The organism is Azospirillum sp. B510 (genome assembly GCF_000010725.1).
GTDB classification, from domain to species: domain Bacteria; phylum Pseudomonadota; class Alphaproteobacteria; order Azospirillales; family Azospirillaceae; genus Azospirillum; species Azospirillum lipoferum_B.
In genome coordinates this window covers 923,705-935,986 of the sequence record NC_013855.1, presented here as the reverse complement: position 1 = coordinate 935,986, position 12,282 = coordinate 923,705, and the positions used below count along the sequence as shown (strand labels likewise).

General features: G+C 68.6%; 9 protein-coding genes. 4 read left to right on the top strand and 5 right to left on the bottom strand.

What is annotated here, in order from left to right; genetic code table 11:
* Positions 1–103 precede the first annotated feature (103 nt).
* A complete protein-coding gene (locus tag AZL_RS19195; RefSeq protein WP_042444264.1) occupies positions 104–1,450 on the top strand; it encodes a nitrate regulatory protein in 1,347 nt (448 codons plus the stop codon).
* A gap of 52 nt (positions 1,451–1,502) precedes the next feature.
* Here the strand turns inward: AZL_RS19195 and AZL_RS19190 are convergent, their stop codons facing one another.
* Entirely contained in the window at positions 1,503–3,002 is a 1,500-nt protein-coding gene (locus AZL_RS19190; protein WP_012976144.1) for a CoA-acylating methylmalonate-semialdehyde dehydrogenase, read from the bottom strand.
* A gap of 117 nt (positions 3,003–3,119) precedes the next feature.
* Positions 3,120–4,496 carry an aspartate aminotransferase family protein gene (locus AZL_RS19185; protein ID WP_042444261.1) on the bottom strand — a complete coding sequence of 459 codons (1,377 nt, stop codon included), beginning with the start codon at positions 4,494–4,496 and terminating at the stop codon, positions 3,120–3,122.
* Between the two features lie 124 nt (positions 4,497–4,620).
* On the opposite strand from AZL_RS19185, the gene AZL_RS19180 reads away from it, so the two are divergent.
* Positions 4,621–5,520: a LysR family transcriptional regulator gene (locus AZL_RS19180; RefSeq protein WP_012976142.1), complete on the top strand. Its 900-nt coding sequence runs from the start codon at positions 4,621–4,623 to the stop codon at positions 5,518–5,520.
* Positions 5,521–5,523: 3 nt separating this feature from the next.
* On the opposite strand, the gene AZL_RS19175 is transcribed toward AZL_RS19180, so the two are convergent.
* Genes AZL_RS19175 through galE form a run of 3 tightly spaced genes read right to left on the bottom strand, consistent with a single transcriptional unit; the run spans position 5,524 to position 8,423 of the window.
* Positions 5,524–6,729 carry a DUF2336 domain-containing protein gene (locus AZL_RS19175; protein WP_012976141.1) on the bottom strand — a complete coding sequence of 402 codons (1,206 nt, stop codon included), beginning with the start codon at positions 6,727–6,729 and terminating at the stop codon, positions 5,524–5,526.
* 53 nt (positions 6,730–6,782) lie between these two features.
* On the bottom strand, positions 6,783–7,343 hold the full coding sequence (locus AZL_RS19170; protein WP_247894355.1) for a winged helix DNA-binding protein: 561 nt from the start codon (positions 7,341–7,343) through the stop codon (positions 6,783–6,785).
* 51 nt (positions 7,344–7,394) lie between these two features.
* Entirely contained in the window at positions 7,395–8,423 is a 1,029-nt protein-coding gene (gene galE, locus AZL_RS19165; RefSeq protein WP_012976139.1) for a UDP-glucose 4-epimerase GalE, read from the bottom strand.
* Positions 8,424–9,012: 589 nt separating this feature from the next.
* On the opposite strand from galE, the gene AZL_RS19160 reads away from it, so the two are divergent.
* Complete coding sequence (locus AZL_RS19160) at positions 9,013–10,737, top strand: type I secretion system permease/ATPase (RefSeq protein ID WP_012976138.1); 1,725 nt, start codon at positions 9,013–9,015, stop codon at positions 10,735–10,737.
* Positions 10,734–12,089: an HlyD family type I secretion periplasmic adaptor subunit gene (locus AZL_RS19155; RefSeq protein WP_012976137.1), complete on the top strand. Its 1,356-nt coding sequence runs from the start codon at positions 10,734–10,736 to the stop codon at positions 12,087–12,089. Before AZL_RS19160 ends, AZL_RS19155 begins: the two co-directional genes overlap by 4 nt.
* Positions 12,090–12,282: the final 193 nt, after the last annotated feature.

Below are 12,282 nucleotides of genomic sequence, written 5' to 3'. Positions count from 1 at the left end.
GTCCGGGCGGCCTTTCCGCGTCACGAAAGCCCCATCCTTCCGCTGGCATATCCATTGCTTGGACGCCGCCAAGCGGGTGGAGATGTCGGGAGGAACGGGCCGCATGGGCGAGGAGCGTGACAGCGGGAAAATTGGTGCCGGCACCGCCGCGGCACGGTTCCTGCGCGCCGCCAAGCTGTGCCGCATCCGCGACGTCGAACAGCTGCTGGCGGTCAGCACCCTGGTCCGCGATCTCAGCGCCTTGATCCATGCCCTGCAGAAGGAGCGCGGCGCCTCGTCGATCTATCTAGGCTCCGGCGGTGCCCGCTTCGCCGAGGACCGCGCCCGATGGCAGGCCGACGCCAAGGCGTTGGAGGCCGTGCTGCGCGACCGCCTGGACCATGTCGACGAACAGCTCGACCGGCCGGGATCCGGGGCGCAGTTCTACACCCGCGTCGCCATAGCGCTCCATGCGCTGGATGGGTTGGCAGCCCTGCGCGCGCAGGTCTCGTCGCTGGCGCTGGTGCCGCAGGATTCGGTCAAGGCCTTCACCGACATCGTCGGCCATCTCCTGGCCGTGGTGTTCGAGGCGGCCGACATCGCCGCCGATCCGGCGATCTCCCGCGCCCTGGTGGCTCTGTTCAACATCGTGCAGGGCAAGGAATTCGCCGGGCAGGAGCGGGCGACCGCGAGCGCCGGCTTTTCGCGCGGACGTTTCGACGGGGCGGAGCATGCGCGGCTCGTCCAACTGATCGAGGTCCAGAACCGCGCATTCCGCATTTTCGCCGAATTCGCCGACCCGGCCCATGCCGACGCCTTCCGCACCATCCTGGCCGATCCGGCGATGGCCGAGGTGGAGCGGATGCGGGCGGTGGCCCTCAGCGCCGATGCCCGCCATGGCGAGTTGTCAGGCATCACGCCGGAGGTCTGGTTCGAGCAGGCCACCCGCCGGATCGAGCTGCTGAAGCGGGTGGAGGACCGGCTGACCGAGGATCTGCGCTGTCTGTGCGAGACGAAGCTGGCCCAGGCCCGCGCCGATCTGGGGCGGGCTGACGGTTGCGGTCCCGATGCGGTGATGCCTGTCGCCATGGTGCTGGTCGACGCCGATCCCGGCCTGACGGGGCAGGTCGGGCTGGGACAGGGACGGGAGGGCGCAGGGCTCTATGCCCCGGACGGGTTGCGGCCGAAGCTGATGCGCTCCGTCCTCGATCTCATGCAAGCGCAATCCCAGCGTCTGCGCGATGTGAGCCTGGAGTTGGAGACGGCCAAGGCGGCGCTCAACGAACGCAAGGTGATCGACCGCGCCAAGGGCCTGCTGATGTCCACCCGCAACCTGTCGGAGGACGAGGCCTACAAGCTGATCCGCAAGACGGCGATGAACCAGAACAAGCGGATCATCGAGGTGGCGGAGGCGATCCTCAGCATGTCCGACATCCTGCGCGGCAGCGCAGGCGGCGGCGCGGGGGCCTGATCGACGACCTGCGGCCCCTCTCCCTCGGAGGAGAAGGGCCGCAGGCCGCCGTTCACTTCATCGACGGGAAGGCGAACTGGGCGCCTTCGCGGACTCCGCCGGTCGGCCAGCGCTGGGTGACGGTCTTGCGCCGGGTGTAGAAGCGGACCCCGTCCGGACCATAGGCCGACAGGTCGCCGAACAGCGACCGCTTCCAGCCGCCGAAGCTGTGATAGGCGACCGGCACCGGCAGCGGCACGTTGATGCCGACCATGCCGACCTTGATCATGTCGCTGAAATAGCGGGCGGCCTCGCCGTCGCGGGTGAACAGGCAGGTGCCGTTGCCATATTCGTGGGCGTCGATCAGGTCCATGCCCTCCTGCATCGACTTGACCCGGACGAGGCACAGCACCGGCCCGAAGATCTCCTCGCGGTAGATGGCCATGTCCGGGGTCACGCGGTCGAACAGGCAGCCGCCCAGGAAATTGCCGCTCTCATGGCCGGGCACCACGAGGCCCCGGCCGTCCACCACCAGCTCGGCGCCCTCGGCGACGCCCTGGTCGACATAGGCCTTCACCTTGTCGTAATGGGCGCGGGTGACCAGGGGCCCCATCTCGCAGCCGGCCGAGGTGCCGGCGCCGATCTTCAGGTCGCGCAGAGCCGCCGACAGCTTGTCCTTCAGCCGCTCCGCCACCTCGTCGCCCACCGCCACCACGACGGAGATCGCCATGCAGCGCTCGCCGCAGGAGCCGTAGGCCGCCCCCATCAGCGCGCTGACCGCGTTGTCGAGGTCGGCGTCCGGCATGACGATGGCGTGGTTCTTGGCCCCGCCCAGCGCCTGCACCCGCTTCCCGCGGGCGCTGGCGGTGGCATAGACATATTCGGCGATCGGGGTGGAGCCGACGAAGCTGACGCCCTGCACCCTTGGGTCGGTCAGCAGCGTGTCCACCGCCTCCTTGTCGCCGTTGACGACGTTCAGCACGCCCGGCGGCAGCCCCGCCTCCTCGGCCAGTTGGGCGACAAGGAGGGCGGCGCTGGGGTCGCGTTCCGACGGCTTCAGGATGAAGGTGTTCCCGCAGGCGATGGCGATCGGGTACATCCACAGCGGCACCATCGCCGGGAAATTGAAGGGGGTGATGCCGGCGACGACGCCCAGCGGCTGGAATTCCGACCAGCTGTCGATGCTGGGGCCGACATTCTTGGAGAATTCGCCCTTCAGCAGTTCCGGCACGCCGCAGGCATATTCGACATTCTCGATGCCGCGGGTCAGCTCGCCGAAGGCGTCGTCCAGGACCTTGCCATGCTCCTGGGTGATGAGCGCGCAGACGCGCTGGGCGTTCTCCTCCAGCAGCTGCTTGAAGCGGTACATGACGCGGGCGCGCTTGGCCGGCGGGGTGGCGCGCCAGCCGGGGAAGGCGGCCTCGGCGGCGGATATCGCCTCCTCGACCGTCTTGCGGCTGGCGAGCGCCACCTGTCCCGTCACCTCGCCGGTGGCGGGGTTGACGATGTCGGCGGTGCGGCTGTCGGCGGGAGCGTCGGTCTTGCCGCCGATCAGGTGCGGAACGATGGGCATGGGGCGGTTCCTGGGGGTGTTTGTCTTTGCAAGGTTAGCCCCCCACCCTGCCCCTCCCCGCCGGGCGGGGGCGGGGCGGGGCGGGGAGGGGTGGGGGCGGTGCGCGGGCCGGCGCCCTTACGCCGTGGCCTGGATCGCGTCGGCGACGACGTTGAACAGCCGGTCGAGATCCTCGCGTTCGCTGATGAAATGCGGGCCGAACTGCAAGGTGTCGCCGCCATAGCGCACGTAATAGCCGGCGTCCCAGCACTTCATGGCGATCTCATAGGGCCGCCGCGCCGGCTCGCCGGGCAGGGCCGCGATCTGCACGGCGCCGGCAAGGCCGCAGTTGCGGATGTCGGCGACGTTCCTCAAGCCCTTCAGCCCGTGGATCAGCCCCTCGAAATGCGGCATCAGGGCGGCGGCCTTGTCGGCCAGCTTCTCGCGCTCGAACAGATCCAGCGCGGCGAGGCCGGCGGCGCAGGCGACCGGGTGGGCGGAATAGGTGTAGCCATGCGGGAACTCCACCAGATACTCGGGCCCGCCATTATCCATGAAGGTTTGGTAGATCTCGCGGCTGGCGACCACCGCACCCATCGGCACCGCGCCGTTGGTCAGCCCCTTGGCGACATTCATGATGTCCGGGGTCACGCCGAAATAATCGGCGCCGAAGGCGGTGCCCATGCGGCCGAAGCCGGTGATGACCTCGTCGAAGATCAGCAGGATGCCATGCTTGGTGCAGATCTCGCGCAGGCGCTGGAGATAGCCCTTGGGCGGTGGCAGCACGCCGGCCGACCCGGCCATCGGCTCCACCACCACCGCGGCGATGTTGGAGGCGTCATGCAGCGCCACCAACTCCTCCAGCGCGTCGGCCAGATGGGCGCCTTCCTCCGGCATGCCCTTGGTGAACACATTCTGCGGCAGCAGGGTGTGCGGCAAATGGTCGGCATCGACGCCGATGCCGAACAGCTTGCGGTTGCCGACGATGCCGCCCAGGCTGGTGCCGCCGAAATTGACGCCGTGATAGCCCTTGACCCGGCCGATCAGCTTGGTCTTGGCCGGCTGCCCCTTCATCCGCCAATAGGCCCGCGCCATCTTCAGCGCGGTGTCGGCGGCCTCCGACCCGGAATTGACGAAGAAGACATGGTCGAGCCCGGCCGGCGTCATCGAGGCCAGCTTGTGCGCCAGCTTGAAGGCGGCGGTGTGGCCGTACTGGAAGGCGGGGCTGTAGTCGAGCGTGGCGATCTGCCGCGCCACCGCGTCGGCGATCTCGCGGCGGCAATGGCCGGCGCCGCTGCACCACAGGCCGGACAGGCTGTCGTAAATCTTGCGGCCCTGGGCGTCCCAGTACCAGGCCCCCTCCGCCTTCACCATGACGCGCGGGTTCTTCTTGAACTCGCGGTTGGCGGTGAAGGGCATCCAATGGGCGTCGAGTTCCTCGCGGGTCAGGCCGCCGGCCCGGTCGAGGGCGCTGTCGGTGGGGGCGCTGCCGATCTCGTTGTCCAGGGGGGCCATGCCGCCGCTCTCCTCATCTGGTGTGGGGGTGATGAGGGGCAGTGTGCCGTCAGGTTCGCTGTGCTTAAATCCAAACCATGCGAACTTCACGTAAGCAATAGCTTACCAAAATCCGAGTGCCCCCATGAGCAAGCCGACCCGCCCGTTGCCCGCCGTCACCGATGCCGACATCCGCCTTCTGCGCGTCTTCACTACGGTGGTGGAGTGCGGCGGCTTCTCCGCGGCGGAGGTCGAGCTGAACATCAGCCGGGCCGCGATCAGCCAGCATATGGCCGACCTGGAACGGCGGCTCGGTCTGTCGCTGTGCCGGCGGGGGCGGGCCGGATTCCTGCTGACGGAGGAGGGGCGGCTCGCCCATGAGGCGGCGCTCCGGCTGCTGGCCGGGCTGGAGAGTTTCCGCAGCGAGATCAACGCGGCGCATGGGCGGTTGCGCGGCGAACTCAGCATCGGCATCACCGACAGCCTCGTCACCATGCCGCGGATGCGGGTGACCAACGCGCTGCGCGGGCTGAAGCGCGAGGCGCCGGAGGTGCGCGTCAACATCCGCATGATCCCGCCCAACGAGATCGAGCGCGGCGTGCTCGACGGCCGGCTGCATGTCGGGGTGGTGCCGGAACGCCGCGCCCTGCCGGGGCTGGCCCGCGTCACCCTCTATGAGGAGGAATCCCGGCTCTATTGCGGGCGCGGCCACCCGTTGTTCGACGCGGACAAGGCAACCCGCGAGGCGGTGGAGGCGGCCGACGCCGTCGCCCCCACCCAGTCGCAGCCGCCGCATGCCCTGAACGCCACCGCCACCGCCACCGACCGTGAGGGGGTGGCCTTCCTGTTGCTGACCGGCTGCTATGTCGGATTCCTGCCGGTGCATTACGCCGCCCATTGGGTGGAGCGCGGCGACATGCGCGCCCTGCTGCCCGACAGCCACCATTACCGGGTGCAGTTCAGCGCCGTCACCAAGAAGGGGGTTCCTCCCAATCTGGTGCTGGAGCGCTTCATGCAATTGCTGGAACGGACGGACGAGGCCTGACGGCTATTGCACCGTGCGCAGCGGGGAGAAGGGCAGGCCCGCCTGATCGAGCGCCCGGTCGATCACCTCGTCGGACTTCTGGTCGAACAGTTGCAGCAGCAGGTCGTCGACCATCCAGTCGTTGGTCGGGGTGCAGGCGGTGAACAGCTCGCTGATGACCTCCGACTGGAAATCCTCTCGCCGCCCGTCGCCGCCTTCATAATCCATGAGCTTGGCGACGCCGACCGCGACCTGGAACGGCTGGGTCAGGCCGGGAGCCACGCCCGCCTTCTTCAACAACGCCGCCATGCCCAGCTCGCCATCGTCCCAGGCGAGGCGGCGGGCATTCTCCGGCGGGATGCCGGCGCGGGTGGCCATGCCGGCGACGAACAGGGCGAGGTCGCCGGCGCACAGCGCGCGGAACAGCAGGACCGGCGTCAGGCGGCGGTTGGTGTGCAGCCACTGGATCACCGCGTCGATGTCCTCGGCTCCGCGCAGCACCGGGCGCAGCATGCGCATCGTCGCCGCTTCCCGTCCACGCTCCACCAGCCGTTCGACCAGTTCGCGCGACAGGCCGTGGGCCTGCATCAGCGTGGTGCGCATGCTGTCGGAGACGAAGGCGACCACCCGTTCCACCATCGCCAGCGACAGGCCGGGACGGGTCGCCGCCGCCTCGCTGACCATGCGGACGCGGCCGAAGCGATCGAGCGCGCGGCTCATGGCCCCGTCGGGAAGCTCGGCGCCGTCATTGCGCAGCAGGGCGGTCACCGCGATGACGTTGCCGCGCTCGGCGATCGCGCCGGACACGCGGGCGGAAACCTTGGAGCGGCTGGCGACCGCCACATGCTTGCCGGCCTCGGGGTCGGACAGCACGTCCAGCAGCAGATCGTCGGTCAGGCCGGCGGCATCGCGCAGGATGGGAAAGGCGACCCGGCCGACGTCGCGCACCAGCCGTTCCGCCAGATCTCCGGTCAGCAACGGGCTGTTGCGCAGCTGCCAGGCCACGGCTTCCCGCACCGCGACCTGGGCGTCGCCGGCGAAGCAATGAACCACTTCGATCGCCAGCGAGCGTTCGGCCGGGCTCAGCGTTCCCGCCTCAAGGTCGTGGAACAGCTTGTTCATCGTCTCGATCCGCGTTTCCGCGTCGGGCGAGGCCAGCAGCCGGTCCACATCCTTGGATGTCAGGGCGTTGGGGTGGGGGATGTCGGGTTCGGGGGCGGGGTATGGCATCGGGGTGCCCGGCTGTGGAATCGGACGAGACTCTTCAATCGGCATCGGGGGGCTCAATCGAAATCGAGGCAGGAATAGCGCACCATGTCGCCCCACAGCCGGTCGAGCCGGCGGAGCGTGCGGTAGCTGGCCTTCAGGTCGCGGACCTCGGTCTCGTTGCGCACCAGCGCTTCGGCCTGAGTCCGCTCCATCCGCCGCAGCCCTTCCCACAGCTCCCGTCCCTTGTCGGTCAGCTGGAGCCGCGCGGTGCGGCGGTCGCGCTGGTTGGCCGCCCGGCTGATATAGCCGGCATCGACCAGGATCTTCAGGCTGTAGGAGGCGTTCGAGCCGAGGTAATAGCCGCGCTCCATCAGGTCGCGGACCGACAGCTCGTCCTCGCCGATCAGCATGACCATCAGCGCCTGCACCGGGCCGATGTCGTCGACGCCCTGCTTCGACAGGCCGACGCGGACGACGTCGAGATAGCGGCGGTGCATCCGCTCGATCAGGCGGGCCATGCCGTGGAAGTCGGCAAGGTCCAGCTCCTCATCCGGCTTGCCGCCGCTCCGCTCCGTCGTCTTGTCGTCCGCTCCCGCTTCGGGCGCGTCGTCATCGTCCCAGCTCAGGTTGCTCATCGCGTCCATAATCCCCCCGGCTCACCCATAAGCGTATCCTTTCCTTTCAAATCACTCGGCGGCGGCGGCGAGGCCGCGGAAGCCGTTGGGATGGGCGCTCCGCCATGCCCAGGCGCTGCCGATGATGCTGTCGAGATCCGGGAAGCGCGGCCGCCAGCCGAGATCGCGGCGGATGCGCTCCGACGACGCGATCAGCACCGGCAGGTCGCCGGGGCGGCGCGGGCCGATCTTCACCGGAACGCTCCGTCCGGTGATGCGCTCGACCGACGCGATGACCTCGCGCACGCTGTAGCCGGTGCCGTTGCCGAGATTGTAGCGGACCGACCGCTCCTCCAGCGCGTCCAGCACCCGCAGATGGGCGTCGGCCAGATCGCAGACATGGATGTAGTCGCGGATGCAGGTGCCGTCGCGCGTGTCGTAATCGTCGCCGAAGATCTCGATGTGCGGACGCTTGCCGGTGGCGGCGTCGAGCACCAGCGGGATCAGGTGGGTTTCCGGGCTGTGATCCTCGCCCAGCTTGCCGTTGGGATGCGCGCCGGCGGCGTTGAAGTAACGCAGGCAGGCGGAGCGCAGACCATGGCAGCGGTCGGCCCAATGCAGGGCGCGTTCGATGATGAACTTCGATTCGCCATAGGGGCTGCCGGGATCGATCGCCTCGTCCTCGTCGATGGGAATCCGCTTGGGCGCGCCGAACAGGTTGGCGGTGGAGGAGAAGACCAGCTTCATCACTCCCGCCTTGACCGCCGCCCGGATCAGGTTCAGCGAGGTGACGCTGTTGCCGTGCAGGTAGGCATGCGGGTCGCGCATCGATTCGCCGACCACCGACAGCGCGGCGAAGTGGAACACCGCGTCGAAGCGCCACTGCCCGAACAGGCGGGCCAGCGCCGCCTCGTCGGCGAGATCGCCCCGGACGAAGGCCGCCTCCGGCGGAACGGCGGCGGCGTGGCCCTGGCGCAGATTGTCGAACACCACGACCCGGTGGCCATGGTCGAGAAGCTCGGCCACGCAGTGGCTGCCGACATAGCCGGCGCCGCCGGTGACGAGAATGGTTTTGGCCTGGGCGGCCTTGGACATCGTCATGACTGGAGTTTCCTTGAACCGCATTTCAGGGAACCGGAATTCAGGCCGCAGCCGGAATCGGGTGGCCGGCGTGGTGGAAGGAAAGCGGGGGGGCGGGGCGGGGGGCCGGATTGGGGGGAGATCACGGCGCCTTGCGCAAATCCATCGCGTCGCAGCATGCCCGATGTCGGGGCCGTCTGACCAGATGGCTGTAACACTCTCGCCTAAGTGCCTAACACCTTCGGTGAATGACAGAAAATTCATTATGTTTCAATGGATTACCCATTGAAAAACATAAATCTCCACGGAGCGTTGACGGAAGGGGCCGGCATTTGTCACACATCTCTAAAATATATTCAGTGTAAAGCTTAACCGTGACACGTTAGATGGCGCCTCCCCCCCCGCGCCGATCTGTCCTCAGACATAGGCGTGCATCCCGTGATGGGCCATCCCATCAAGGGCTGACCGCACCGGCATCCCCCCAAGCCGGTTCCCTGTCCAGCGATCGTCGCTGCCGGCAGCTTTTCGCGTTTCCCCGGCTCTTCCCCGAATTTCGGCGCCGCGCGAGCCGGCGACTCCTCCTTCAGGCCCACATTGGGAAGGATCGAAGATGAGTTCCGTGGATCGGCCCCTGCTGACCCAAGCCTACCGGAAGATCGGACAGGGCCTGCTGCTGGCGGGTATTCTCAGCCTGTTCGTGAATGTGCTGATGCTGGTGCTGCCGCTCTTCACCATGCAGGTCTATGACCGGGTGATGAGCAGCCGCAGCCTGGAAACGCTGACGATGCTGGCGATCATCGCGGTGGGGGCGCTGGCGCTCTATGGCGTGCTGGACTTCATCCGCGCCCGCGCCTTCCTGGTCACCAGCGCGGTGATCGCCCACCGCTTCAACGTCCCGGCGCTGGAGGCGTCGATCGTCGACGCGCTGTCGGGCGGTCCGCGCAACGCCGCCCAGACCATGCGCGACCTGAACGACCTGCGCGGCTTCATGACCAGCAGTGCCGTGACCGCGCCGCTGGAACTGGCCTGGGCGCCGATCTTCCTGGCGATCCTGTTCCTGCTGCATCCGGTCTATGGCGTGCTCGCCATCGTGTCCGCCCTGGTCCTGCTGGCGATGGGCGTGCTGACCGACATGCTGACCCGCCACCCGATGGCCCAGGCGAACGAGGCCTCGGCCCGCGTGTTCGCCGACATCGCCAGCACCGTGCGCCATGCCGAAGCCATCGAGGCGATGGGCATGCTGCCGGCGCTGGCCCGGCGCTGGCAGTCGGCGCAGAGCGGATCGGCCGGGATGATCGACCGCGGCGCCACCCTGTCGCGCGGCCTGTCGGCGGCTTCGCGGTCGCTGCGGATGATGTTGCAGGTCGGCGTCATCGCGGCGGGCGCCACGCTGGTGATCGACAATCTGGTGACGCCCGGCAGCATGATGGCAGCCGGCCTGATCACCGGCCGGCTGCTGCACCCGTTCGAGCAGCTTGTGGACGGCTGGCGCCAGTGGGTCAAGGCGCTGGAGGCGCATCGCCGCATCCGCGACCTGCTGAACAACGGCGCCTCGGCCCGATCGACCATGCCGTTGCCGCAGCCGCAGGGGGTGCTGTCGGTGGACCGGGTCACCCATGTCCCGGCCGGGTTGAACCGCCCGATCCTTCGCAATGTCACCTTCGCGGTGCGGGCGGGGGAGGTGCTGGGCGTCATCGGCCCGTCGGGCGCCGGCAAATCGACGCTGGCCCGGCTGCTGGTCGGCGTCTGGCAGCCGACCGCCGGCGGCATCTATCTCGACGGCACCAGCACCTATCTGTGGGAGCGCGAGAGCTTCGGCCGCTATGTCGGTTACGTGCCGCAAGCGGTCGCCCTGCTGGACGGCACCATCGGCGAGAACATCGCCCGCATGGCCAAGGCCGACCCGGCGGAGATCGTGCGCGCCGCCCGGCTGGCCGGGGTGCATGAAATGATCGGCCGGCTTCCCTTCGGCTATGACACGCCGGTCGGCGACAGCGCCTTTTCGCTGTCCGGCGGCCAGCGGCAGCGCATCGCGCTCGCCCGCGCCCTGTTCGGCCGTCCTCGCCTGCTGGTGCTGGACGAGCCCAACTCCAACCTCGACCATGAGGGCGAACAGGCCTTGTTGGGGGCCGTGCGGAAGGTGAAGGCCGAGGGCACCACGGTGGTGATGATCGCCCACCGTCCCTCCATCGTCGCCATCGCCGACACGCTGCTCGTCATGAAGGACGGCGCCGTCGAACATTTCGGCGCCCGAAGCGACGTCCTGAAACTGGTTCAGCCCGGCGGCGTGCCCGCAGGCGTGACCCGCCTCGTCCGCAGCGGAGAACAGCGATGACCGGTGAAACCCACCTTCCGTCGTCACGAACGGTCTGGACCGCCACCATCGACGCGGTGCCGGCCGAGCCGTCGCTGCGCGGCACCGCCCTGGCGGGGACGCTGGCGGTTCTGGTCGGCTTCGGCGGCTTCCTGCTGTGGGGCTTCACCGCCAGTCTGGACAGCGCGGCGCTCGCCGCCGGCACGGTGATGGTGGAGAGCCACCGCAAGACCGTCTCGCACCTGGAGGGCGGCATCCTGCGCGACCTGCTGGTCAAGGACGGCGATCTTGTCCAGGCCGGGCAGGTGCTGTTGCGGATGGATTCCACGCAGAGCCAGGCGGTGGTGGCGCAGTTGCAGGGGCAATATTGGACGGCGCTCGCCCGGTTGGGCCGGCTGCGCGCCGAGCAATCGGAGGCGCCGAAACCGCTGTTCGCCGATGAGCTGGTGAAGGCCGCGCGGGACAATCCGGTGGCGGCCGAGGCTCTGGCGGTGGAGGAGCGGCTGTTCCGGTCCCGCACCGACAGTTACGAGGCGCAGCTCGGCATCCAGCGCCGCCAGATCTCCCAGCTGCGGGACGAGATCGCGGCGCTCGACTCCCAGCGCGTCGCCACGTCGGACCGGCTGCGCTACACCCAGGACGAATTGCGGGTGGTGCGGGACCTGTTGGCCAAGGGGTATGAGCGCAAGCCGCGCCTGCTGGAGCTTCAGCGCAACGTCGCCGATTCGGAAGGCCGGCTGGGCGAGCTGATGGCCAACAAATCCAAGGCGGAACAGGCCATCGCCGCCGCCGAATTGACCATGATCAACATCGGCAACACCCGCCGGTCGGAGGTGGCGACCGACCTGCAGACCGCCCAGGCCAGCGTCGCCGACCTGTCGGAACGGCTGCGCGGCGCCGATGATGTCCTGCTGCGCCAGGCGGTCACCGCCCCCCAGGCCGGGCGGGTGACCGGCCTGAAATTCTTCACGCCGGGCGGCGTGATCCCGGCCGGCGCCGGCATCCTCGACATCGTGCCGCAGGACGACGCGATGATCGTCGAGGCGCGGGTCTCGCCCCATGATGTCCAAAATGTCGAGGTCGGCAGCAAGGCGATGGTGAAGTTCACCGGCTACCGCCAGCGCGCCGTGCCGCCGGTGGCCGGGCAGGTGGTGTCGCTGTCGGCCGACCAGTTGGAGGATGACCGCACCGGCACCTTCTACTTCGCCGCCCGGATCAGCATGGATGCGGCGGAGCTGAAGGCGCTGCCGTCCGTCGAGCTGCATCCCGGCATGCCGGCCGAGGTGATGATCCACGGCCATGCCCGCCGGGCCATCGACTATTTCCTGACGCCGCTGACCGATGGCCTGCAAAGAGCTTTCCGCGAGAAGTGAGCGGATCCGGTGTCCTCCCGGCCCTCCCCCTTCGGGCCGGTGCGGACCGGGGGCCCCGCACGGGCGTCCATTCCCTGGCAGGGCTCTTCTGGAAGGGCCGGCGTCCCCCACGCCGGCCCTTTCGCAGCATTTCAGAACGGATTCCGTGGCTTTATTGCGGCGGAGTCAGTCATTGTTTTCATACCGGAGTATA